The sequence below is a fragment of the Butyricicoccus porcorum genome (genome assembly GCF_002157465.1).
In the GTDB taxonomy this organism is placed as follows: Bacteria; Bacillota; Clostridia; order Oscillospirales; family Butyricicoccaceae; genus Butyricicoccus_A; species Butyricicoccus_A porcorum.
Genome location: NZ_NHOC01000003.1, coordinates 150,062 through 173,929 on the forward strand (window position 1 = coordinate 150,062; position 23,868 = coordinate 173,929).

A 23,868-nucleotide genomic window follows, 5' to 3' on the forward strand; every position below is an offset into this window, starting at 1 on the left:
TTACTTTACGAACCGGCGGCATGGATGCTGCCATCAGCAGCGTGTATGGCTGCAGCACGGAGGCGGTAGACCCTTACCGCGGCCGTCTGCTGCATGTCATCGACGGCTATCGTACTGCTTTCGGACGCACGGATGAAATCGAACTGTTCAGTGCACCGGGACGTACCGAGCTGGGCGGCAACCATACTGACCACCAGCACGGCAATGTGCTGGCGGCAAGTGTCAATCTGGACATCGTCTCCTGTGCAGCACCCAATGACAGCATGGTCATCCGTATCCAGTCGGAAGGCTATCCGGCAGATGAGGTAGATCTGACCGACCTGACGCCCCATCCGGAGGAAACCAACCGTACCGCCGCCCTGATCCGTGGTGTTGCGGCAGCAGCCCATAAGCGCGGCTTTGAAATCAAAGGCTTTGATGCCTATATGACCAGCAACGTACTCAGCGGCTCCGGTCTGTCCTCTTCTGCGGCATATGAAACCATCATCGGTGTCATGATTAACCGTTTCTTCTGCGGCGGTGAGCTGACTGCTATTGATATCGCCAAAATCGGACAGTATGCGGAAAATATTTACTTCGGCAAGCCCTGCGGTCTGATGGATCAGATGGCATCCTCCGTGGGCGGCATTGTGGCAATTGATTTCCAGAATGAAGCAGAACCGAAGGTGCAGCGCATCAGCTATGACATGCATGCCAGTGAGCATTCCCTGTGCATCATCGACACCGGCGGAGACCATGCAGAACTGACCAGCGATTATGCCGCTATCCCCCGTGAAATGGGCGAGGTTGCCGCAGCCTTTGGCAAAACCGTCCTGCGGGATGTACCGGAAGCGGATTTTGTCCGTTCCATCCCGTCCCTGCGCCGTCAGCTGGGTGACCGTGCCGTCCTGCGTGCCATGCATTTCTTTGCGGAAAACCGCCGTGCCGTAGCGGAAAAGGAAGCACTGGAAATGGGCAACTTTGAACGATTCCGCCAGCTGGTTCGCCGTTCCGGACGTTCCTCTGCCATGTACTTACAGAATGTCTACACCGGTGTCAATCCGGAGCATCAGGATATGTCCATTGCACTGGCACTGGCTGAAACCATTCTGGAAGGCCGTGGTGCAGTACGTGTCCATGGCGGTGGTTTTGCGGGTACCATTCAGGCCTTTGTCCCCAATGACATGGTACCATATTTCAAGGCAACCATTGAAGCGGCACTTGGGAAAGATATGTGTCATATCCTGACCATCCGTCCGGCAGGCGGCGTAGTTCTCATGACAGAATAACATACAGGGAGGAAATATTATCATGGCAATTCTCGTATTAGGCGGTGCCGGTTACATCGGCTCTCATACCGTATATGAACTCATTGACGCAGGCAAAGAGGTCGTCATTGCAGACAATCTGGAAACCGGACATATCGAAGCTGTACATCCCAAGGCAAAATTTTATCAGGGCGATATCCGTGACAGAGCATTTGTTGATTCTGTTTTTGACAATGAACAGATTGATGGCGTCATCCATTTCGCTGCAAATTCTCTGGTAGGCGAGTCTATGACCAATCCGCTGAAGTATTATGACAACAACCTGTGCGGTACCAAGGTGCTGCTGGAATCCATGGTGGCACATGGCATCGACAAAATCGTATTCTCCTCCACTGCTGCTACTTATGGCGAGCCGGAGCGTGTGCCGATTCTGGAAACCGACCGCACGGAACCCACCAACTGCTACGGTGAAACCAAGCTGTCCATGGAAAAGATGTTCAAATGGACTGGTCTGGCTCATGGTTTACGGTTCGTGTCTCTGCGGTATTTCAATGCCTGCGGCGCCCATGTTTCCGGCAAAATCGGTGAGGCACACAACCCGGAATCCCATCTGATTCCGCTGATTTTGCAGGTGCCAAATGGCAAGCGTGAGTTCATCTCCATCTTTGGTGACGACTACGACACCAAGGACGGCACCTGTATTCGTGACTACATCCATGTCACCGATCTGGCTCAGGCACATATTTTGGCGATGGATTATCTGATGAAGGGCGGCGAAAGCAACATCTTCAATCTGGGCAACGGTGTCGGCTTTACCGTAAAGGAAGTCATTGATACCGCACGTGAAGTTACCGGTCATCCGATCCCGGCAAAGACCACACCCCGCCGCGCAGGCGACCCGGCTCAGCTGATTGCCTCCAGCGAAAAGGCACGTTCTGTACTGGGCTGGCATCCGGAGCATGCTGACCTGCGGGAAATCATCGAAACCGCATGGAACTGGCATAAAAACCACCCGAATGGCTTTGCGGACTAAGGAGGATCATATGCTGGATTATATGAGTGTAAAAAAGCTGGTTACCTATGGCATCCGTACCGGCATGCTGTCCCCATCCGATGAAGTGTGGGCAGTCAATCAGCTGCTGGAGGTCCTGCAGATGGATTCCTATGAGGACCCCCAGGAGGAAATCGGTGACATCGACCTACCAGAGATACTGGATCGATTATGTGACTGTGCGCTGGAATCCGGTGTGCTGACAGAAAACAGCATTGTCTACCGTGACCTGTTTGACACAAAACTGATGGGGGCCATCACGCCGATGCCGAGCCAGGTACAGAAAAAATTCTTTGATCTGTATGAGGAAAACCCGCAGGCGGCTACCGACTGGTACTACAAATTCAGTCAGGATACCAACTATATCCGCCGGGATCGCATTGCGAAGGATGTCAAGTGGGTAGCTCCCACAGAATACGGTGATCTGGACATCACCATCAACCTGTCCAAGCCGGAAAAGGACCCGAAAGCGATTGCAGCGGCAAAAAACATGCCGGCTGCCTCCTATCCCAAGTGCCTGCTGTGCCGGGAAAATGAGGGCTATGCAGGACGGGTCAACCATCCGGCACGCCAGAATCATCGCATCATTCCGGTGACCATCAATGACAGTGACTGGTTTATGCAGTATTCGCCTTACGTATACTACAATGAGCACTGCATTGTGTTCAATTCTCAGCATACCCCGATGAAAATTGAACCGGCAACCTTCCGCAAGCTGCTGGATTTCGTCAAGCAGTTCCCGCACTATTTTGTGGGCTCCAATGCAGACCTGCCCATTGTAGGCGGCTCGATTCTGGCACATGACCATTTCCAGGGCGGACATTATACCTTTGCCATGGAAAAGGCACCGGTGGAAACACCGCTGACCTTTGATGGCTTTGATAATGTGGAGGCAGGTATTGTCAAGTGGCCCATGTCGGTCATCCGTCTGCGCAGCAGTGATGACAACGCACTGGTGGAGCTGGGCGCAAGCATTCTGGCTGCATGGCGGGGCTATACCGATGAATCTGCCTTTGTTTTCGCAGAGACTGACGGCGAGCCCCATAACACGATTACCCCGATTGCCCGCATGAGGGATAGAAAATATGAGCTTGATCTGGTATTGCGCAACAATATTACCACAGAGGAGCATCCTCTGGGCGTGTATCACCCCCACGCGGAGCTGCACCATATCAAGAAAGAAAACATCGGTCTGATTGAAGTCATGGGTCTGGCAGTCCTGCCGGCACGTTTGAAGGAAGAATTGCAGGTTCTGGCAGATGCACTGGTTTCCGGCGGGAATATCCGGGCAGACGAACGCATTTCCAAACATGCGGACTGGGCAGAGAAACTGAAAACACGCTATACCTTTACCACGGACAATGTCATGGACATCGTGCAGAAGGAAGTGGGCATCGCGTTCTCCAAGGTATTGGAGCATGCAGGCGTATTCAAGCGTGATGAGGCAGGCCATGCTGCATTCCTCCGCTTTATCTCTTCGATTGGCTAATTCCTTATTCCACACCGCCTGTGTTTTGCGGAATGACCGACACAAACGCAGGCGTCATAAACACCCATCCCCTCCCTGCTTCGGAACAGCTCCGTCGGGGAGGGGATTCTTCTGTAACGGGTCTATGTATTCCCTTATACTGACTTGATCTGCCATATAATCTTCTTCCAGATGATTCCGAATATATTGTTTGATAATCTTTTCATTCTTTCCTACGATATCGACATAGTATCCTCTTGCCCAGAAACTTCTTCCTCCGTATTTATATTTGAGGTGATGTTGTATCATTTTAGTTGACAACTTATTCTCAGGATTAAAAATATAATCAAGAGAAAAGGAGACAACAACGATGCCACAAAACAGAACCTAAGTGCATATCTGCGGGTGTGTTGCCTGAGGTTCTGCATCGGGATGATGTAGAACTGGAAGTCGTGAAACGCAGGGAAAAAGGAAGCGGTTTGTATCTGGATAAAGAAACCGGAGAATTGGTTTCATACGCAGAAATGAAAGCAATGGGCGGATTGGAAACGGTGCCTGTAGAAGTAAAACGGGATTCGCCGTTACAGGCGTATTTTAAACGCGATATTGAAAAGGATATCGTCATCTGCCCGATGGGGCAGACCCTGTTTTATGCCGGCCCCGGACAACCAAACGGTAAAAAGGATCCAACCATCCGTAGGTATCACAGGCTCTCGGCTTGCTCCAAATGCCCCAACAAATGCACACTGGGTAAAAGGCGAATCATCTCGTTCAAAGAGGGCGAAACACGGAAAGACGAAAACTTTTATGCCAAAGCCAGAGAAAATAAGATCGTTCGAAAAACAAATCATCGGTTCAAAGCGATCACGTTATCCGAGGAAGAAAGCTCGTGGGACGAATGGGTGATTCTACGATTCTATCCTAACCAGCAGCACTTACGAAAGCGAAACACCATAGTTGAACATCCATATGGAACTGTGAAGAGATGGTACGGTGCCGGTTACCTTCTTACAAAGGGGAAAGTGAAGGTGGCTGCTGAAACCGCGCTTTCTTTCCTTGCCTATAATTTCCGAAGGGTGGTAAATCTCCTCGGTATAAACGGGGTCATGGATATGGTTATGGCCTGATAGAGGCCTTTTCCTTTTGAAATTGACCCACCTACAGGCCCAATAAGCAAATAATCGCTGCCGCCGCCGGTTTGTCAGTTGTAGACAATACTCTGGCGGTATTTTCTACGCCATTTTTTCTTTGTTTTCGGACGATCTCCTTGCTATCATGTGCCTTTAGAGCGAATATGTGACTACCCCAAAGGGGAAAACACAAAGGAGGATTTCACTATGGAAATCAGATTTAACGTTACTGGCAGCGATCGCAAGAATATGGTCGGAATCATTTCCAACATCATTGGTATGAAAGCAGTGTACAAATTCATGCCCACCTGCGCATATGTCATCGATAATCTGACTGTAAGTAAGGATGGAACTTTGATTGCCGATGAACGTACTGACATCGAAACCATTCGTAGGGTTCTGGAGGCTCTGGAGAGCGCCGGCTTTACCGCCGAGGCCCTTCCCGAAGAACTGACCGAAGACACCGAAGAAGTTGCTCAGGAGACCGACCCTGCTGATGAGAAGAGCGACAGCCTTGTGGTTTCCATGCCGTTGGACGGCTTCACAGAAAACAGCCTCGCAAACCTGAGGAAGCTGATCGACAGCAAGCAGGGCCTTATTAAGAAAGCTCTGGGAACCGACAACTTAGCGATCGAAGTGACCGATACCCGCGTTTCCTTCCCTTGGTTTCAGAGAACCTTTGATGAAGACACCACGCAGGCATATATGCACTTTATTGTCAACCTGTGCGCGATGGCAAAGAACGCCAAACGTGTCACCGCTACGGAGAAGCCTGCCGATAATGAAAAGTATGCTTTCCGCTGCTTTCTGCTGCGATTGGGCTTTATTGGTAACGAGTATAAGGTCTACCGTAAAATTCTGCTCAAGAACCTGACTGGCAGTTCCGCATTTCGGAGCGGTGGTCCTGCTGCAAAGGAGGCATCTGAACATGCGATTTCCCAATAAGGCTATTGTTGAGTACCTGCGTCAGCTCTATCCGTCTGGCACACGGGTGGAGCTGATCCGGATGGAGGATGCTCAGGCTCCTCCAGTTGGTACAATGGGCACCGTATACGGTGTAGATGATAGTGGCAGCCTTATGGTGCACTGGGATAACGGCTCTGGATTGAATGTCATCTATGGTGTTGACCGCTGTCGGAAGGTCGTGATTTGGATGAAGCATAAGATTCTGGAGGACTTCTTCTACGGCAATATACATCCAAACGAGGAAAGCTTTCAACGCAGCGCAGAGTATGGAAAAGCAGCGGAATGCTTGGTTAACGAAGAAGCACAGCTTCGTGCTATGCTCAACCAGCAGGGAATGGATTCTCTCGAAAGACTTATTTCCGCACAGATTACGGTTACTGCGCTTACCTCTGAGGGCTATTATATCGATGGCCTGAAAACGGGATTTCGACTCGCACTCGCCCTTCTGGATGACGAAACAGACTTTTCCGTTCCATAACTCCAAGACATAGAAAATCACTTATAACTACCAAAATTGAATTTTCCCGGATACGGAGCCGATTGGCTCTGTATCTCGTCACAGAAGTCGCTGAAAAGCGGCTGCTTTTTGTGCCATTCGGAGGTGAGAAATGTGCGAAAACTGAAAAAATACAAGCCGACGAAGTTCAAAGCAAGGGACTCCGTGTATAGCAAGGAGACGGCGGATTATGCTGTTTCCTTCATTGAATGTCTCTGTCACACAAAAGGAACCTGGGCAGGAAAGCCCTTCGAACTGATTGACTGGCAGGAACAGATTATCCGCGACATTTTCGGTATACTCAAGCCGAATGGATACCGCCAGTTTAATACCGCATAACTTTGTCGGGGAAATCCCGGAGATTGCAGCATAAAGACAGTACAGCCCTCCCCGTACCGGGGAGGACTTTTTGATATTTGGAAAAGATAAAAATGTATGTGTTATTTATAGCATCCTAAAAGGCCATTGTTTCCAAAATACCGGTTTTAAGATTTTGAGCAGCAGCGCTCAATGGACGTTTCCTGTCATATACCATACAAATCTGACGTTCAGGGATTGTTTCCCGCAGATGAATCTGGACGATCTCACGTTGCTGAAGTGCTTCCTTCGCCATTGGTTCTGGAAGAAAAGCTAGCCCTAATTCCGCTTTTACCAAATGTAAAATCTGATCTGTGGTAGCTGCTTCCGTGTCTGGTATCAACTCCAACCCGTGGGACAGGAACAATTTATGATAAAAATTCCAGGTCATAGTTTCTTTTCCGAGGCAAATCAACGGATAATTTTTTAGTTCGGCAAGTGTCAGCTCCTGGCTGCCCAGTGCCGTAAAAGTTTTGCCGCCCACAAGAATTTCACGGAAGGGCCGCAAATGCAATTCCTTCAAAGGGGTATCCACGTTGGTCGGCGTTGATACAACAGCAAAATCAACTTCACCGTTTTTAACAGAGCGGATGGCTTGCGGAGTGGAATGGTTATATATTTTCAAGCGAATACCGGGATGCTTCATGTGAAAGGGCTTCAATATATCCAGCAGGTAGATATTCAATGCGGTTTCGCTGGCTCCGATTGAAATACTTCCATGCTCCAAACCACTGTGCGCATTTAGTTCGGTTTCGGCTGTTTGTATCTGAGAAATGGCAGCTTCGACATGAGTGAACAACATTTCTCCTTCTGGGGTCAGTTGAACACCTCGATTGGTGCGTATAAATAACGTACAGTGCGTTTGCTGCTCCAGGCAGTTCATGGCGCGGGTAACGTTGGGCTGTCCGCTGCCCAGTGCATGAGCCGCTTTTGTGAAATTCTTGTATTTGGCTACATAATAAAAAACCTTGTAATATTCAAAGTTGACATCCATCCAGGCATCCTCTTTCTGATATGCTAATTGCTGATGATCACTATATCAATAATACTTTTTACATATTCCTGCCTGTCCAGTATAATAGATTTTGGTTCCAAAAACAAGTGAAGGAGTGCTTTAGTATGAGTGAAATCAAAAAAGTTGTGCTGGCATATTCCGGTGGTCTGGATACCTCCGTTATTATCCCGTGGCTGAAAGAACACTATGACAACTGTGAAGTGATCGCTGTCTGTGGAAATGTTGGACAAGACGATGAATTGGATGATTTGAAACAGCGAGCAGTGGCTTCTGGAGCCAGCAAACTTTATGTCGAGGATTTAACGGATGAGTTTGTTAATGAGTTTGTTATTCCTACTATGCAGGCGGGAGCTGATTATGAAGGGTATTTATTGGGAACCAGCCTTGCCCGCCCTATTCTGGCTAAGCGTGTCGTGGAAATTGCAAAGGCAGAGGGGGCGGATGCTGTTTGCCACGGCAGCACCGGAAAGGGCAACGATCAGGTGCGATTTGAGCTGGCCATTATGCACTTTGCGCCGGAAATGAAAATCATTACACCGTGGCGGGAATGGGATATTCAAAGCCGCAATGAGGAGATTGATTACGCCGAAGCCCATCATATTCCTTTGAAAATAAATCGAGAAACCAATTACTCAAAGGATAAAAATCTTTGGCATCTTTCTCATGAGGGATTGGATTTGGAGGACCCAGGTAATGAGCCGCAGTATGAAAAAGAAGGTTTTCTGGAAATGAGCGTTTCTCCACTGAAAGCGCCGGATACTCCTACATATGTGGAGCTGGACTTTGAAAAAGGCGTACCTGTTAAGTTGAACGGCAAGGCAATGAAATCATCAGACATTATTTCTAAGCTAAACGAGATTGGCGGCTGTAATGGTATTGGCCTGTACGATGTGGTGGAAAACCGTCTGGTTGGTATGAAAAGCCGAGGAGTGTACGAGACACCGGGCGGAACCATTCTGTATAGAGCGCATGAGATATTAGAAACACTGACATTGGACAAAAAAACTGCCCATAAGAAAAAGGAATTGTCTATTTGCTTCGGTGAGTTGGTTTACGACGGACAGTGGTTTTCTCCGCTGCGCAAAGCGTTGTCTGCATTTGTGACAGAGACGCAGCAGACCGTCACCGGAAAAGTACGTCTGAAGTTATATAAGGGCAACATTATCAATTCAGGTGTGTGGTCCCCATATTCTTTGTATAGCGAGGATATTGTCACATTTAATGAAGGAGAGGGCTATCAGCAGTCCGATGCTACTGGCTTCATCCGTCTTTTGGGGCTGCCTACCCGTATACAGGCGTCTGTAAATGCCCGAAATAGAAGGGAGGCAGAAAAATGCTGACTGCGGTGACAGGTATCAACTGGGGGGATGAAGGGAAAGGACGGGTTATTGATCTGCTGGCAGAGCGGGCGGATATTGTCGTGCGTTACCAGGGGGGAAATAATGCCGGGCATACGGTCGTAACCAAACAGGGAAAATTTATTCTGAATCTGCTACCATCCGGGATTCTTCATCCCAATGTGGTGTGTGTTCTTGCGGATGGTATGGTAGTTGATTTAGAGCATCTCTCCAATGAAATTGCCGATATTCGCGGCAAAGGGGTGTCTGTAACACCTCAAAATTTCAAACTGTCCGCTCGTGCAACCATCTCCATGCCGTGGCATCGGATACAAGATGATTTGGAGGAAGAACGTCTTGCGCAGAGCGGAGTTGCTTTCGGCTCTACTCGCAGGGGAATAGACGAACTATGCGCTTACCGCCCACTGCACGCTACCAGTCTGCCCAATGCCCGTCAAGGACAGGCGTTGTGCGAGCATCCTTGACGGGCATTTCCCAGCCAGGTACATAGCAGTCAAGGCGGTTAAGCTTAGGAATGAATTTGCGAAAAACTATTGACAGCATCGGCAGGGAGGAGGAGTGACGGATTTCAAACAAAAAGTATCTGATTTCTGAACTTTCCAGACAGGAAAGTACCATATAACATGAGCAAACACTCGATAACAGCAACTTTAGCCAATTGGTAAGGATGAGGTCGACAGTTCGAATCTGCCTAGCAGCTCCATTTAAAGCCTGATTTCATGAGAAATCAGGCGCTTTTAGTGCTTTTAGAGGTTCTTTATTTGAGCAGTTTCGCTTGCGGGAACATTTGGGAACAAACTGATGCCAGCGGCGCTGCGCTTGCTGTTCCATACACATACAATTCGTGATATAATAAAAAATTATATAATAAACAATGATAGATAAGGGTGATGGAATGAGAGCCTTGGGGAAATTGTCGTCACGGACTATCGGTGTGATAGGGCTTAGCATTGTTACAGGCATATTACTATTGTGGCTTCAAATGGAAGAGATAGAACCCGAACCACAACATCCGGTAATGGGGATTGTATCAACTTTAGCCGAGGATCAGCGGAAGGATGCACAGATGGCTGAGCTGATACAGACTGCCGAACAGGATGGATTTGATGTACTGCCGATGCCAGTTGAACGTACACAGGCCTCACAAATTGAAGCGATCCGTGCACTAATTGTTTATCAGGTAGATGTCATTGTGTTTGTACCGTTGGTGGAAGACGGATGGGAAAATGTAATGCATGAGGCCGATACAGCAGGAATACCGCTTTTAGCCATAGATAAATCGATGGAAGACAGCATCTGGGGGCAAGCGAAACACTATGTGGGATATGACTATTGCACGCTTGCTGAACAGGCTACAGATGCATTGATACAACATGGACCGTCCAATAAGGGGGTAATTGAGCTATATGGCACATTAAATTCCTATGATGCCAGAGAAATTGCACGTGGCTGCCGGGAGGGACTGGAACTTCAGGGAAAAGAAATCCTGTACAGCTTGTGTGGGGATGGTATGCGTTCCCGGGGCTATGAGATTATGGAGAGTCTGCAAGATCATCTGGATGAAATCGGGTATGTCATTTGCCATAACGATGCAATGGCTCTTGGGGCATTGGATTATCTGGAGGAAAGTGGACGTATACCTGGAAAAGATGTTTTTTTATGTGCTTTTGGTGGCGGAGAAGATACATATGATGCCTTTAAGGACGGGCGTATCCAGGTACTGGTACAATTGGATGATCGTATGCTGGCAGAAAAAGCAAGCCAGGCAGCATACAAAATGATAGCTGCACCAAGGGCATCATTTGACTGGATCGTATCAGGGAAGGTACTGACAAAGGGGAATGGCGCATGATAAAAGGCAAAAAAACGCAAGAAATGCGCAGCATTCAAATCATGCTGCGTCAATCTCTTTTCCGAATCATCATTTGCATGGTCGTACCGCTTATTTTCTTGACGGCACTTCTGATAGGCTTGATTCTGCGATATGATGCCATGATTGCGGATCTCACATGTGCTTCACAGGCTACTGAAATTTTGGAGCAGGATTTAACCAATGAAGTCTGGCTGGTTATTTCAGGCCGTACTCCGTTTACAGAAGGCAAACAGAATGAATTATTAAACAATCTGCAAGATCAGTTGGAACAAATGCAGAACCAGTCAGCGGGTGAGGAGCAACGATATCTGAGTGCTGCTATACGCGCTACCAGAACAATAGAAGATTATCTGGAACAGCTTGAGAGACAAATGGCACAAGGGGAGGCAGTGAGCCGCAACGAAACCTTATATCGGGAAATTCATAATGTGGCACATCTGGCTTCTTCTATGATTAACCGGTATATGGAGACCCAAATTGTTAAAATGGGCGAGCTCAACGCACGGATTAAAGTTGGCATGTTGGTTGCTGCTATCCTGCTGCTGATATTTCTTGCTTCTATCATCCGTGCAGCCGTGCGTGATTTATTTACCGTTGATACCTCTATTCGGGAACCGATTTTTCAGCTTGAGAAAATGGCATCGCGTATTGCACAGGGTGACTTATCTGCCCGTGTACCACCGGCCAGGATTGAAGAGCTTTATCAGCTGACCGAAGATCTCAATACAATGGCATATCAGATTGATTGCCTGCTTCATGAAAGGATAGAACAGGAACAGATTGTAAAAAAAGCCGAGCTTCGGGCTTTGCAGGCACAGATTACCCCCCATTTTGTGTATAATACACTGGAAACGATTGTATGGCTGGCAGAGGAACAGCGCAACCGGGAAGTCATTGAAATGACAATGGCATTCACTGATTTTCTCCGGATTTCACTCAGCCAGGGACAGGATTTTATTACGGTGGAAAAGGAAACTCAGCATGTGCAGAACTACCTCAAAATCCAGTCCCTCCGTTACGGTACGATCATGCAGTATGAAATTGCCATTGACCACGGGATTGCAAAGTATAAAATGTTAAAGCTTATGCTGCAGCCATTAGTGGAAAATGCAATTTACCATGGCATCAAGTGCAAGAGGGGACGAGGGACGATCCGGGTGAACGGATACTGTAAGGATGGACAAATGCACTTTACTGTGAAAGATGACGGCCTTGGGATGACACCGGAACAACTGGATAAATTAAGACGCAGTCTGCGCGACCCGCATAAACATGATCCAAATAAAAAAGGCGGCTATGGGTTGCGCAATGTGGAGCAGCGCCTGCAGCTATATTATGGAACCGGTTTAACTATTGAAAGCGAGTACCGCAAGGGGACAACCGTACATTTCTGCGTGCCCTGCATGGAGGGAGAAGGATGAAGATATGATGAGAATATTTATTGCCGATGATGAGGAGATCATTCGGGATGGGATTCGGAACTGCATTGAAAAGGAAAAGGAACGGTTTCTGTTTGTAGGAGAGGCATCAGATGGGGAAATGGCACTCCCTATGCTGATGGAGATGAAACCTGATGTACTCATTGCAGATATTTGCATGCCATTTATGGATGGATTGGAACTGGCAAAGCTGGTGCGCCGTGCCATGCCATGGATGCGGATTATATTTTTAAGCGGGCATGATGAATTCGAATATGCACAACAGGCGGTTTCCATTCGGGCAGATGCCTACCTGCTCAAACCGATTGATTCTCTCAAGCTGGTGCGTACGCTTGAGGAGGTTGCCATGCGCATGGAACAGGAACAGCGGCAATATTTTAACGCAGCACAGAATGCGAGCCGTACGGAACAGGAATCTGAAGCACTGCGGGAGCACTTTTTGAATGCCTTGCTGTCCGGAGAGATCTCTGCAGCGGATGCAGCAGAACAGGGGATACAGTGGGGATTGCCGCTGGCGCCACGGCAATGTATCGTGTGCCTGATGCGTTTGGAACAACCGGGAAACACGGTGCAGGTGCGGGCATTGGCTGCACGTACATTTGAGAATCAGGAGGGAGTAATCTGGTTTTTCCGGGGAGGAGAGCGATTGATTCTGTTGCTTTGGGGAGAAACGGAAGAGGAAATTCGTGAGCGGGCATATGAGGCCGCACAGAATTTGCGCCATGAGATCCGACAGTTTTTGAATCAGGATACACTGACGGCCATCGGTATGCCCGTTGGCCGTGTCAGCGCGCTGCGTGAATCTTACCGTACTGCGAAAGAGGCGCTTTGGAGTGCCGCTGCCTGTGCTGAAGGCGGTGTGTTTGGCTATACGGATATTAAGTCAGGTAAACCACAGAAAAGCAACTTCGATTATTTTGCAGGAAGCACTTTACAGGATAAGCTGCGCCACATTACGCTGGAAGATGTGTCGCAGTTCGTAGATATTTACTTCGGCAATACCACGGAGCAGGATATGCAAAGTATGCTGTACCGGTATTATCTGCTGATGGATCTGCTGGTGACTGCGGCGCGGGTGGCAGGTGAGTTGGACAGTGGGGAAATTACAGCGCCCAATGATCCTCAGGCGGTGCTGCAATGTGCTGCTACGCTGGAGGGTACCAAAGAATATGCAGCTGAGGTGCTCGGACAGCTGGCACGCCTGTGCTACCGCCATCAGAACATTCGCTATAGTGCGGAAATACAACGTGCAAAGGAATTCATTCGTGCCAATTATAGCGACAGCAGTCTGTCATTACATATGGTTGCTGCCGAAGTCGGGTTTAGTCCCAACCATTTTTCTACTATTTTTTCGCAAGAGACAGGGCAGACCTTTGTGGAATATCTGACGCAGATCCGTCTGGAGGCCGCGAAGGAGCTGCTGCTGCAAAGTGATAGCCGTATGAGCGATATTGCTTTTACAGTGGGATACAGCGAGCCGCATTACTTCAGTTATCTGTTCAAAAAGCACGTCGGTATGACTCCACGGGATTACCGGGCTAGGAAAGACGAAGTAAAGGTATAAATTTTTTTCGGAAAATATTGTAATTTACGATAGCATATGTCAAAGGGAAGATAATTTATCGGAGCGTGCTCGGTAGAGTACGGGACGAGTATTTATTACACTTTAGGGGCAGGGATAAACCATCTTTGCCCCGCTTCTGTCGAGGTAGAAAATATGAAAAAGATACTGTTATGTATTGTCTTTATGGGATTTCTTACCGGATGTGCTGTCCATACAACAGTTACCGAGCCGGAATCCGAACCCAGCGTGTCCACTGGACGGCCGGAGCCGGCCTATGACCGTTTATCCATCTACAGCGCTCTGCCGGAGGAAGAAATATTGGTTTATCTCAATGCATTTCGTAAAGATACGGGCATTACAGTAGACTGCCAGAGGCTTTCCGCGGGCGAGATGATTGAGCGGGTTCAGCAGGAGAGAGAGAACCCGAGGGTCTCGGTGATTCTTGGCGGTGCAGCAGATCATTATGTGCAGGCCAATGAGGAGGGCCTGCTGATACCATATCAAAGTCCGGAACTGAGCAATGTCCCGGAGCCCTGTCTGGATCAGGCACAGGTATGGAATCCGATTTATATTGGTGTGATCTGCTTTGCCTGTAATGAGGACTGGTTTTTACAAAAGAACCTGCCGTATCCGACCTGTTGGGATGATTTGACTGCGCCGGAGCTGGAAGGGCAGATTGTACTTGCATCCCCGGAGACATCCGGTACATCCTACACAATGCTCGCCGCACTCATGCAGCAGCGTGGCGAAGAAAAGGCATGGGAATACTTGCAGATGCTGGATGCAAATGTTGGATGCTATACCCATTCCGGCATTGAACCGGTAGAAAAAGTCAAGCAGGGGGAATTTGCTGTTGGAATTGTGTTCTCCCATGACGGACGCCGCGCTGCGTTGGACGGCTACCCTGTTATGCTGTGTTATCCGGAAGATGGCACCGGCTATGAGATCGGTGCATGTGCGTTGGTACGCGGCGGCCCTGTGAAAGAGCGGGAGAATGCAGAACGGTTCATTGACTGGATGACTTCGCAGCGTGGGCAGGAATGCTATATTGAAGCAAAGAGCAGCCGACTGCCTGCAAACAGTACGGCACGATCGGCGGACGGCCTGCCTGCTATGAAGGACATCAAAACAGTGGAATATGATTTGGAATGGGCAGGGAGCAATCGGACACGGCTGATTGACGAATTCCAGAGACGGTTTCCAGGCGCGCAGACTCGAAAGAGTTTATCATAAACGCGGCGGTGCGGCAGAAGCCGGGCCGTAACAAACAGAAAAGGAGAGAAGAAAAATGAAACATCATTTGTCGTGGCGAAGGCGGCTGCTCAGTATGCTGCTGGCTCTGGCGATGGTAGCCACTGTCGTGCCGGCAACTGCCGGAGCGATTGGGGCAGAAGACACTGGAGAATTCCTTAACGGCCCATATCTGATGACTCCGAAGTCGGACAGTATGGTTGTCGTCTGGGAACTGGATGAGCCCGTGAAGTCCACCATTACATACGGCACCGGAGCAGATGACATGCAGACGGTTGACGTACCGGTAGAGGAGGGCGCAGAATATAAGGGAGAAGCGATGCACATGTATCGCGCCCGTCTGACCGGATTAAAGCCGGGAACAACATATTCGTATACGGTCGCTACCGAAGATGGACAGACAATGGAAGGCCATTTCCGCACGCTGAGTGAAAATCCGGATGAGGTTCGCTTTGTGGTGGTCAGTGATACCCATCGTTTTGAAACCGCTGAGCAGGTTTCCGAGGCGATTGAAGCGTTCGACCCGGACTTTATCCTGCATACCGGCGATATGGTTGAGGGTACCGGATCCCAGAAGGATCAGTTTTCTTATTGGTTCCGCAATGTTGGAAGTTTCCTGCACAATGTGCCGGTAATCTACAACAGCGGCAACCATGATTACGGCGTGTATTTCGACGAATATGTAACCAAGGTACAGAAGGAGCAGTATCACTCCAATGAAACCGGACGCAATGTATCCTTTAGTTACGGTTCGGTTCATTTTGCCATGGTGGACAGTAACCCGTGGTCGCTGTTTGAACTGAATTCGTCGGCTGGCGGACAGGTTGACCCGTCGACCAAAGCAGTTGTCGATGAGTCGCTCAACTGGCTGAAGGATGATCTTGCATCTGATGCAGCCAAGACAGCAGATTTCCGCGTGCTGACCATGCATCATCCGTACGATGATAGCCTGACCCGCAAATACATTCCTTCGATTGCAGAGGAAGGCAATGTCAACATCATGTTCAGCGGACATACACATCTGTATTTCCGCTACGCGTCCGCAAACCCGGAACGCGGTACGAACACGCTCTATGTGACACAGGGCGATGCGCGTATCGGCGATGGCAAGATTGATACTGGCAAGGCGGATCAGCGCTTGGATGACAATTACCCGAACCTTCTGGCAACCGGCAAGGGAGATATGCTGGAGGTCACCGTCAAGGACGGTAAGATGACCTATTCCAATATCGGCATGAAGGGCGATACAGAAGAGGTATATGAGACTGTTTCGCTGTCTAAGGATGGCCAGCAGCTTGCATATGACAACATTTCGATCACTCCGGACAGCATTCAGTCGGGTGATAAGGTGACTGTTTCTGCCAAGGTAACCAACATCGGCACCGGTCTGGCAGCTGCACGCATGTGCATCAACGACAACGGAAACAAGCGGTGGCTGTACCAGTTTGGACAGGCAGGCAAGGAACGCGTCGTCGCGCTGGAACCGGGAGAATCGGCAGAACTGTCGGCGCAGCTGGAGCTGACTGAGTTGGGCAAGCACACACTGGAGTTTGCTGGTTATACCCGTGCAGTCAATGTTACGTTCCGCGAGGCAACCTATGTGTACAACAATCTGCGCACCAAACTGGGTGACGGTGAGGTCAGCGATCCGAACAGTGACCTTCTTTGCGTAAAGGCAGATGTGAAGAACATCGGCAACGAAGTCGGCACTGCGACAGCAACCCTGCTGGTAAATGATAAGGAAATCGAGAGCAAGCCGGTTCATCTGGAAGCAGGACAGACTCGTTCCGTTGAATTCCGGTATACCTTCCCGGCTGGCGGAACATATACTGTAAAGATTGGCTCCTCCGCAGAGCAGAAGGTTACCGTTCTTGGTTCCATTCAGGGCACCCCTATCGTCAGGGATAAGTCTGGTTTGGGCAATGATGGTATCATCCGCGGTAACCCGACCCTTGTCAAGTATGATGGTGGCTGGGGACTGTCCCTTGACGGTGTAGATGACTATGTTGAAATTCCGGATAACAGGAATTATGTGATTGATAACGGCGTAACCGGTATGGTCTGGGCGAATGTCGATCGTCTGGCAATGGGAGATGAATGGGATCATAACCCGCTGCTGATGAAGGGCGCCTCTATCAGTTATGGTACAAACTATCTGTTCCGCATGGCTGTCCGCAAGACAGGCATGGTTACTTATGGCATTGGATTCGACAATGATAATGGCGAATATTTCTGGAATGATGATGAGTCAATTGAAGGTGCAGGCGTGCAGCTTGGCAATTGGGTACAGTATACCGGCGGCTTTGATCGCGCAACCGGCGGCACAAGCTGGGAAAATACCAAGCTCAGCGGCCAGATTGACGCGCCGGATTTCGATTCCGTCATTAAAAACTGGGAAGGCAAATCTATGTATTCCGGTTTTTCCTTCCACCGCCACCTGCTCAGCAACCGGGGCCGCGGCAAGACCCATACCATGCTGACTGGTGATATCGGCCAGATCCGCTTCTACAATGCAAAGCTGAGTGAAGAATCCAATAAGACTATTTACAGCAATCCTTCCGACAAGGGACCGCAGGGCGAAAACCTGGTTGTATGGCTGGATTTTGCACCGGAAAATATTGAGACCGATGGCATGCATGTCACCGAATGGCGTCCGGTTATCGGTAATCTGAAGGAATTCTCCTATGAAACCGAAATTACCGGCGCTGCTTCGGCAAAGGCTGTCATTGAAATCTCAGACGATGGCGAGACTGTCAAGGCATCCAGAGAAGTAGATCTGGCAAACGGCAAGGGCACACTGGATTTGACCGAACTGGGGCGTGCAAAATATGTTCGCGTCTGTTCCAGACTCCATTCTTCTGTTACAGAGGATGCAACCGATGTACCGGTTCTCAAGTCGTATACGGTTGTTGCAGGCAACTGCAATACCTGGAGTACACTGGCAGACTGGAACAGAGGAACCTTTACCGGTGCCGCTGGTTATGAATCTGACGACGTATTCAATGATTATGCAAACGATTATGACGACTATTCCGGCGATGCTGATGTATCCGAAATCCCTGTTGGCAGCGATGTCGCAAAGGACCATTGGGCATATCCGTACATTCAGAAGCTGATTGAACAGGATGTGCTGCATGGTGACAGCGGAACCGGCAATATCCGTCCGAATGACCCCATTTCACGGGAAGAAATTGCAGCCGCATTGCTGAATGCATTGGATATTCCGGTCGACAAGACTGGCGAGATTGCCGCAGGAGACAAGTCCTCAGAATGGGCAAAGGATGTCCTTGCAACAGCCAAAGCTTATGGCGTTATGGTAGGTGATGAAAAGGGCCACATGAATGGCCAGCTGAATGCAACGCGTGCAGAATTTGCTGCCATGATCGTCAGTGTTACTGGAATTAAGGCGGCTGATACTGCTGACCTGAAGAAGTTCTCGGACAGCACATCCGTTCCCAAATGGGCGCGCAACAGCATGACAGCAATGGTTGAGAAGGGGATTCTCTCCGGATATCCGGACAACACGCTGCGTCCCAATGCACCAATTACCCGTGCAGAAGCTGCTACCCTGATCCTGAAGGTAATCAGTAATAACTGGTAACTGGTGAACATGAAATCCATTCACGTATAAAAGAGCCGCCATGCCGGTGCAGTCGTGCACTGACATGGCGGCAAACTTATTTTAGCATATACCATCCTTGCCTGAGTTCCAACGTAAATGGTAAATAACACGTCATCTTCCACAGATCCGAAAAATCGGAGATAATAGTGTGTAAAGTGTAAAAAGTGTGCGACACACTTTACACGAAAGACACGACAGGAGATGACGATAATGAACACCAAGTTAGCCACTCGACAAATACGATTAAACGAATGGGCGGCAGAAAGTCCCTCGGCATATCTGCCGGATTTAGCAATGAGTTGCAACAATCTGGGCGTTTTGTATAGACAGACAAATCGGCTGAAGGAAGCAGAGGCGGAGTATCTGCGTGCGAAGGAGATATACGAACAACTGGCGGCAGAGAATCCATCGGCATACATGTTTGATCTGGCGAGTACATACTATAATCTCGGTTTGTTGTATATGACGCTTAAGGATATTGAACAGGCAGTTGAATATTTTCGTAAAGCAAAGGAAGGCTTTATACAGACAGCAAGAGGCAATCCGGCTTATGAAAAATATGTGCAGTTGGCACAGAGCCAATTATAGCAATCCAAATAAATAGTGCACTCTCTTGACAAAGGTATTATGATTAAATCAAGAGGTGATTATTATGTTGCACAACGAAGCCAGAAAATTGTTGATTGAAGCATGGAATAGAACGCATAATGCAAAAGAAGTAGCAGAATGTTTTGGTGTAAATACAAGCACAGTCTACCGTTTGGTAAAGCGGATGAGAGAGACCGGTTCTGTTGAAACGAGGACTTCCCTGCGTGGACGCAAACCTTCTCTGAGCCGGAAAGATATTCAGAATATTGACTGTTTGATCCAGCAACAGCCGGATATTACAATTAATGAGATTATTGATACACTCCAACTCCATGTAAGTGATGAAACAGTACGTAAAACAATTTTGAAGCTTGGATATGTCTATAAAAAGAAGTCTCTGCATGCTTCGGAACAGGAGCGTCCCCGATGTACAGCAAAAACGGAAAAATTGGGAGCAGCTTATACCGGAGAACGCCGCAAACAGCCTGGTATTTCTTGATGAAAGCGGAGTCAACACAAATATGACAAGGCATTATGCCCGTGCCCGGAAAGAAAAACGAGCAATTGACAGCACTCCTGTCAATACAGTCACAACCTGGCGAGGTAAGCGAAAGAAATACGGAGATCAGGCATTTGTAGGAAGTGGTCATAAACAGCTGCCGGCAAGCGAGCAGAAACGAAGAATGCTTGAACTGGAGAAGGAAGTCAAAGAACTCCAGCGAGCTAACGACATACTTCAGGAGGCCCTTGGTTTTTTCGCAGCGCGCCGAAAGAAGTAAAAGCACATGAGCGATACCGCTTTATCCGGGAGGGGGCTGCAGACAAAAAGTTGGACTCCAAAAGGAGGCAACTGAATGTATACAAAAGAGCAGGAAGAAATCGCGCTAAGAGAATACGAGCGGCTGGGGTCAATAGCTGCTGTAATCCATCAGTTGGGATACCCGAGTGAATCAACGCTTTACCGCTGGTATGAGCGCAAGAAAGCCGGGTTGGAGAACAGGCATGGCCAAATAGCAGAGACTACCGCAACGACCGGACATCACTGCAACACACCGGGGCATCCAAGGCATCCCTCAGCAGAATTCAAATATGAGGTAATTCACCGTTGCTTTGAATTAGGCGAAGATGTAGAATATGTATCAAGGGAAATCGGATACAGCCGTATGAGCATATACGTCTGGCGCAGGAAATATCTGAAGTATGGGATGGTGGGTCTGATGGCGAAGAGAAAAAGCATACCAAGGGAGCCGTTGTCTCAGGATCATGCATTGCCTGAATTTGAGGAACTGGAGAATCTTCGAACGCAACTCCAGGAACTGCAGTTTGAAGTAGATGTGCTGAAGGAGACCATTTCAGTCTTAAAAAAAGACCCCGGCATCGATCTAACGGTACTCAGAAACCGTGAAAAGGCAGTGATCATCGATGCCTTGAAGGGGAAATATGCACTGCCAGCGCTGCTGTCCCGTCTTAAGATGGCCAAAAGCAGTTACTATTACCAGCAAGCTGTTATGAACAAACCCGACAAATATCTATCCCAGCGGGTACAAATCACCTCAATTTTTCACGAAAACAGGGGCATATATGGTTATTGTCGCATTTATCTGGCACTGAAGCGCAAAGAAATTATGCTCTCCGAAAAGATCATCTGCCGGATCATGAAAGAAGAAAAACTGTTGGTTTTGTGCTCGAATAAACGAAAACAGTTCGTATTTGGGGGAAATAATGCGCGAAGTAGAGAACATGATCTTACACGATTTCCATTCAAATCAGCCGTATGAGAAGTTGTGGGCGGATATCACAGTTTTTTCCCTTTCGAACGGCAAGCTGTATCTCTCCGCCATTATCGATTGTTTTGATGAAATGGTTGTGGGCTAGACGATCGGAACCTGCCCTAATGCCGATCTGGTCAACACCATGTTGGATCAAGTGATTGCTGATCTGCCAGAGGGATGTCATCTAATTGTCCATTCTGACAGGGGCTGCCATTACCGATGGCCGGATGGATTGAACGGACTAATGGGGCCGATCTCATTCGCTCTATGTCTAAGAAGGGCTGCTCCCCCGATAACGCAGTCTACGAAGGTATCTTTGAAAGGGTCAAAACGACATGTTCTTTGGCTGCTTTTGGACAGAAGTCTAGCTTGACGATTTTAGCCGGGAGATTGACCGCTATATCAATTGTTATAACCATAAACGCATCAATTTATCTTTAGGCGGGCTGAGCCCGATTGAGTATAGACATCATCTTGGTTTTGTTGCATCATCAGTCCAAGTGTTTGTCCGCACCCCCCTCCCTAGGTGCTATGCTCTTGAAAAGCTTCCAAATACCGAAATCGAGTGAACTCATCAATAAATGTGTATTGATACCATTTACAACCAGCTTCTTGCCCTACAATACAAGAAGCTGGAACAAATTTTACGTCAATCTGAACACGTTGTCCTGGATAGCGCATCTGCTCATAAGGCTTCGGAATGTATTTGGGATTTGGCAGTTTCGCTGCCATCATTCCCTGTTTCTTAAGAAACCGATACAGACCGGAAATAGAGCGAGTGTATCCACGCATGCGTAGCTTTACCCAGAATACTACCAGACCAGCATGAGGGTTTCTGCGCCGCATGTCATTGATGAGCTTGATTTCCTCTGGGGTATGCTGATTGGGATGGCTATGCGGTCTGTGTGATCGATCTGCCAGCGATTGCAGTGTGCCGTCGTAGCGATTCTTCCATCGATAGACATATTGACGGTTGACATTGTATCGGATAGCAGCCTTGGTTGCTCCATGTTTCAATGCGTATTCAACTATTGCTTGCCGAAACCGCATCTTCTGTGTTATTGTATTCATGGCGAATATAGTGCACCTGCCCTTCGGTTTTGTCTCGACAACTTAACCTTATCACAGGTTCGCTCTATATTCGCTTTTTATTTTTACTTTTTGTCACGCATCATTGTAACACCTACATACTGATTTATAGTTTGCGAGCATTTACTGTTGACAGTCACTTAATATTATGATATGCTATATACGAGGTGGGGATTATGCTACATGGTAATATTATGGAATTGAATTTCTTTGCTCATAATGTTAGCAAAGAATGCACTTCTTTACTTTGTTTTGTTTTAATAGATCAGTTGTTCAAATATGATTGAATGAACAGAGCAGAGTAAATGATATGTTACGATTAATATATTTATGAATAGCTCTGACTTTCTTTTTGAATGTCAGAGTTTTTTTGTGGAAATATATGAAATTAATGATCTTTGAATAAGTTACTTTTAAAAATATGTGCAACAAGAAGAGCAAAAAAAAGAATGGAACAATTTTCTACAAAGCAAATAAAATACTCATAATTTCAATAGGCATATTTGCTTTTTTTGAGCTTATTTCAATGTTTTATTTTGATATAACTAAGCATAATTGTTCTTTGATAATATTCGATTTGATTTTCGAAGCTTTGTATGATGATTATTCAACGTGGTTTGGCTTTTTAGAAACGACAACAACAATGGTTGTTGCAATTGTTGTTCTCTTTTATACCATTCGTGATGGTCAGAAGATGGGAGTTCCAACAAGAACGATTATGATGTATACATTTGGCTCGTATTCAATACCGATTTTACTTTTACTGTCTATGATATTAGTGCCTGCTATAAATTTGCTCAAGGTAACAGGAAATATGAATAGTGCTTGTTTAGCGATTTTCTTTTGCTATTATTTTCAATTGCTAACAATATTTGAGATTATGGCAATTACTAGTAGCCGGTATTCATCATTTATACTTGCTGAAGTTGGAAAGAAATATTTAAGAGCAAAGAAGTTAAAAGACCAAAAAAAAGAGACTTCACGAATTGTTCCACATTTGGCGGGCGTTCTTTTTAGTGATGAATCGTTATCAATAAAATTGTCGTATATAAATATGTTTATTTATGCTCCATTTTGTGAATCGGAATATTATTTTGAACATATGAAACACACAAAAAAATCTATTCATATAGCATCGAGTACTTTGAAACAAAATTTGATTCTTGAATATGATGATGAAGGTTTATATCAATATTACTATAATAATTTATATGAAGTATTTTTGAACAAACAGGACTTTAGGAGTTCGGAATATTATGGGCAATTACATGAAAAGTTGATAAGCTTTGTTAGAATAGTTACAGATATATACAATAATCAGAGTGGAAAAGATGTGAAAATAGAAGCAAAAATGCGAAAAAAATGTCTTTTAATTCTTTCTGCTATTCTGAATTCAATGATTATCACTGCTGAAGCAGGCGCCGAGAAATTTCTTGAAAAATTTTTTATTTTGACCATGAATTCTAGAATGGATTCACAGTCTGATTTAGGCTCTCGCATGTTTATACTTTATTTATTGTTTTTAGAGTTGCAAGAAGAATGTTGCGGAAAACAGCTATGTTTTGTAGGAGAAAAACTAATC

21 protein-coding genes and 2 pseudogenes are annotated in these 23,868 nt (G+C 47.3%); 20 read left to right on the forward strand and 3 right to left on the reverse strand.

Annotated elements, in window-relative coordinates:
• The first annotated feature begins 20 nt into the window (after positions 1–20).
• The 3 genes from CBW42_RS04150 to galT are packed head-to-tail and all read left to right on the forward strand — an operon-like array spanning position 21 to position 3,787.
• Positions 21–1,268, forward strand: coding sequence for a galactokinase (locus CBW42_RS04150; protein ID WP_407922949.1), 1,248 nt, complete (start codon positions 21–23; stop codon positions 1,266–1,268).
• A 22-nt stretch (positions 1,269–1,290) separates the two neighbouring features.
• The gene (galE, locus tag CBW42_RS04155) at positions 1,291–2,280 is read left to right on the forward strand and encodes a UDP-glucose 4-epimerase GalE (protein ID WP_087018063.1); all 990 of its coding nucleotides are present in this window, start codon (positions 1,291–1,293) and stop codon (positions 2,278–2,280) included.
• Between the two features lie 10 nt (positions 2,281–2,290).
• Positions 2,291–3,787, forward strand: coding sequence for a UDP-glucose--hexose-1-phosphate uridylyltransferase (galT, locus tag CBW42_RS04160; RefSeq protein WP_087018064.1), 1,497 nt, complete (start codon positions 2,291–2,293; stop codon positions 3,785–3,787).
• 54 nt (positions 3,788–3,841) lie between these two features.
• Here galT and CBW42_RS04165 read toward each other — a convergent pair whose 3' ends face one another.
• Positions 3,842–4,075: a transposase gene (locus tag CBW42_RS04165; RefSeq protein ID WP_087018065.1), complete on the reverse strand. Its 234-nt coding sequence runs from the start codon at positions 4,073–4,075 to the stop codon at positions 3,842–3,844.
• A 143-nt stretch (positions 4,076–4,218) separates the two neighbouring features.
• Between CBW42_RS04165 and CBW42_RS04170 the strand changes: the two genes are divergently transcribed.
• The 4 genes and pseudogenes from CBW42_RS04170 to CBW42_RS04190 all read left to right on the forward strand — a co-directional run.
• The gene (locus CBW42_RS04170) at positions 4,219–4,893 is read left to right on the forward strand and encodes a transposase (RefSeq protein ID WP_133058255.1); all 675 of its coding nucleotides are present in this window, start codon (positions 4,219–4,221) and stop codon (positions 4,891–4,893) included.
• A 210-nt stretch (positions 4,894–5,103) separates the two neighbouring features.
• On the forward strand, positions 5,104–5,841 hold the full coding sequence (locus tag CBW42_RS04175) for a virulence protein (RefSeq protein ID WP_087018069.1): 738 nt from the start codon (positions 5,104–5,106) through the stop codon (positions 5,839–5,841).
• Positions 5,825–6,340: a DUF4314 domain-containing protein gene (locus tag CBW42_RS15225; protein WP_330395841.1), complete on the forward strand. Its 516-nt coding sequence runs from the start codon at positions 5,825–5,827 to the stop codon at positions 6,338–6,340. The genes CBW42_RS04175 and CBW42_RS15225 overlap by 17 nt, the downstream gene beginning before the upstream one ends.
• 132 nt (positions 6,341–6,472) lie before the next feature.
• Positions 6,473–6,694, forward strand: a pseudogene (locus tag CBW42_RS04190) (terminase large subunit); the annotation flags it as partial.
• Positions 6,695–6,812: 118 nt separating this feature from the next.
• On the opposite strand, the gene CBW42_RS04195 reads toward CBW42_RS04190, so the two are convergent.
• On the reverse strand, positions 6,813–7,709 hold the full coding sequence (locus CBW42_RS04195) for a LysR family transcriptional regulator (RefSeq protein WP_087018071.1): 897 nt from the start codon (positions 7,707–7,709) through the stop codon (positions 6,813–6,815).
• 125 nt (positions 7,710–7,834) lie between these two features.
• Here CBW42_RS04195 and CBW42_RS04200 point away from each other — a divergent pair, with 125 nt between their 5' ends.
• From CBW42_RS04200 to CBW42_RS14940, 12 genes and pseudogenes are all read left to right on the forward strand, one after another.
• Positions 7,835–9,070 (forward strand): argininosuccinate synthase, encoded by a 1,236-nt coding sequence (locus tag CBW42_RS04200; protein WP_087018074.1) that lies wholly within the window; start codon positions 7,835–7,837, stop codon positions 9,068–9,070.
• Positions 9,064–9,468: pseudogene (locus tag CBW42_RS04205) on the forward strand (adenylosuccinate synthetase); the annotation flags it as partial. The gene CBW42_RS04200 and the pseudogene CBW42_RS04205, both read left to right, overlap by 7 nt.
• A gap of 602 nt (positions 9,469–10,070) precedes the next feature.
• A complete protein-coding gene (locus tag CBW42_RS04210; protein ID WP_165761048.1) occupies positions 10,071–10,940 on the forward strand; it encodes a substrate-binding domain-containing protein in 870 nt (289 codons plus the stop codon).
• Complete coding sequence (locus CBW42_RS04215; RefSeq protein ID WP_087018078.1) at positions 10,937–12,382, forward strand: sensor histidine kinase; 1,446 nt, start codon at positions 10,937–10,939, stop codon at positions 12,380–12,382. Before CBW42_RS04210 ends, CBW42_RS04215 begins: the two co-directional genes overlap by 4 nt.
• Before the next feature lie 4 nt (positions 12,383–12,386).
• Entirely contained in the window at positions 12,387–13,964 is a 1,578-nt protein-coding gene (locus CBW42_RS04220; RefSeq protein WP_087018080.1) for a response regulator, read from the forward strand.
• Positions 13,965–14,117: 153 nt separating this feature from the next.
• Positions 14,118–15,197 carry an ABC transporter substrate-binding protein gene (locus CBW42_RS04225; protein WP_087018082.1) on the forward strand — a complete coding sequence of 360 codons (1,080 nt, stop codon included), beginning with the start codon at positions 14,118–14,120 and terminating at the stop codon, positions 15,195–15,197.
• Positions 15,198–15,252: 55 nt separating this feature from the next.
• The gene (locus CBW42_RS04230; protein ID WP_087018084.1) at positions 15,253–18,816 is read left to right on the forward strand and encodes an S-layer homology domain-containing protein; all 3,564 of its coding nucleotides are present in this window, start codon (positions 15,253–15,255) and stop codon (positions 18,814–18,816) included.
• A 231-nt stretch (positions 18,817–19,047) separates the two neighbouring features.
• Entirely contained in the window at positions 19,048–19,425 is a 378-nt protein-coding gene (locus tag CBW42_RS04235) for a tetratricopeptide repeat protein (protein WP_165761049.1), read from the forward strand.
• 64 nt (positions 19,426–19,489) lie between these two features.
• The gene (locus CBW42_RS04240) at positions 19,490–19,924 is read left to right on the forward strand and encodes a helix-turn-helix domain-containing protein (RefSeq protein WP_087018087.1); all 435 of its coding nucleotides are present in this window, start codon (positions 19,490–19,492) and stop codon (positions 19,922–19,924) included.
• 22 nt (positions 19,925–19,946) lie between these two features.
• Positions 19,947–20,204: a hypothetical protein gene (locus CBW42_RS04245; protein WP_087018090.1), complete on the forward strand. Its 258-nt coding sequence runs from the start codon at positions 19,947–19,949 to the stop codon at positions 20,202–20,204.
• A gap of 75 nt (positions 20,205–20,279) precedes the next feature.
• Positions 20,280–21,203, forward strand: coding sequence for a transposase (locus CBW42_RS04250; protein ID WP_242969786.1), 924 nt, complete (start codon positions 20,280–20,282; stop codon positions 21,201–21,203).
• A gap of 395 nt (positions 21,204–21,598) precedes the next feature.
• Positions 21,599–21,766 (forward strand): IS3 family transposase, encoded by a 168-nt coding sequence (locus CBW42_RS14940; RefSeq protein WP_242969790.1) that lies wholly within the window; start codon positions 21,599–21,601, stop codon positions 21,764–21,766.
• On the opposite strand, the gene CBW42_RS04255 is transcribed toward CBW42_RS14940, so the two are convergent.
• Entirely contained in the window at positions 21,720–22,268 is a 549-nt protein-coding gene (locus tag CBW42_RS04255) for a helix-turn-helix domain-containing protein (RefSeq protein WP_087018092.1), read from the reverse strand. The two genes, CBW42_RS14940 and CBW42_RS04255, sit on opposite strands and share 47 nt — an antisense overlap.
• A 544-nt stretch (positions 22,269–22,812) precedes the next feature.
• Between CBW42_RS04255 and CBW42_RS04260 the strand changes: the two genes are divergently transcribed.
• The coding region (locus tag CBW42_RS04260) for a hypothetical protein (RefSeq protein WP_133058256.1) at positions 22,813–23,868 on the forward strand (1,056 nt) is incomplete at its 3' end.

Bases quoted from the DNA above. Each gene is read 5' to 3' on its own strand.
- CBW42_RS04150 (WP_407922949.1), top strand. From the start codon at position 21: ATGGATGCTGCCATCAGCAGCGTGTATGGCTGCAGCACGGAGGCGGTA.
- galE (WP_087018063.1), top strand. From the start codon at position 1,291: ATGGCAATTCTCGTATTAGGCGGTGCCGGTTACATCGGCTCTCATACC.
- galT (WP_087018064.1), top strand. From the start codon at position 2,291: ATGCTGGATTATATGAGTGTAAAAAAGCTGGTTACCTATGGCATCCGT.
- CBW42_RS04165 (WP_087018065.1), bottom strand. From the start codon at position 4,075: ATGATACAACATCACCTCAAATATAAATACGGAGGAAGAAGTTTCTGG.
- CBW42_RS04175 (WP_087018069.1), top strand. From the start codon at position 5,104: ATGGAAATCAGATTTAACGTTACTGGCAGCGATCGCAAGAATATGGTC.
- CBW42_RS15225 (WP_330395841.1), top strand. From the start codon at position 5,825: ATGCGATTTCCCAATAAGGCTATTGTTGAGTACCTGCGTCAGCTCTAT.
- CBW42_RS04195 (WP_087018071.1), bottom strand. From the start codon at position 7,709: ATGGATGTCAACTTTGAATATTACAAGGTTTTTTATTATGTAGCCAAA.
- CBW42_RS04200 (WP_087018074.1), top strand. From the start codon at position 7,835: ATGAGTGAAATCAAAAAAGTTGTGCTGGCATATTCCGGTGGTCTGGAT.
- CBW42_RS04210 (WP_165761048.1), top strand. From the start codon at position 10,071: ATGGAAGAGATAGAACCCGAACCACAACATCCGGTAATGGGGATTGTA.
- CBW42_RS04215 (WP_087018078.1), top strand. From the start codon at position 10,937: ATGATAAAAGGCAAAAAAACGCAAGAAATGCGCAGCATTCAAATCATG.
- CBW42_RS04220 (WP_087018080.1), top strand. From the start codon at position 12,387: ATGATGAGAATATTTATTGCCGATGATGAGGAGATCATTCGGGATGGG.
- CBW42_RS04225 (WP_087018082.1), top strand. From the start codon at position 14,118: ATGAAAAAGATACTGTTATGTATTGTCTTTATGGGATTTCTTACCGGA.
- CBW42_RS04230 (WP_087018084.1), top strand. From the start codon at position 15,253: ATGAAACATCATTTGTCGTGGCGAAGGCGGCTGCTCAGTATGCTGCTG.
- CBW42_RS04235 (WP_165761049.1), top strand. From the start codon at position 19,048: ATGAACACCAAGTTAGCCACTCGACAAATACGATTAAACGAATGGGCG.
- CBW42_RS04240 (WP_087018087.1), top strand. From the start codon at position 19,490: ATGTTGCACAACGAAGCCAGAAAATTGTTGATTGAAGCATGGAATAGA.
- CBW42_RS04245 (WP_087018090.1), top strand. From the start codon at position 19,947: ATGACAAGGCATTATGCCCGTGCCCGGAAAGAAAAACGAGCAATTGAC.
- CBW42_RS04250 (WP_242969786.1), top strand. From the start codon at position 20,280: ATGTATACAAAAGAGCAGGAAGAAATCGCGCTAAGAGAATACGAGCGG.
- CBW42_RS04255 (WP_087018092.1), bottom strand. From the start codon at position 22,268: ATGAATACAATAACACAGAAGATGCGGTTTCGGCAAGCAATAGTTGAA.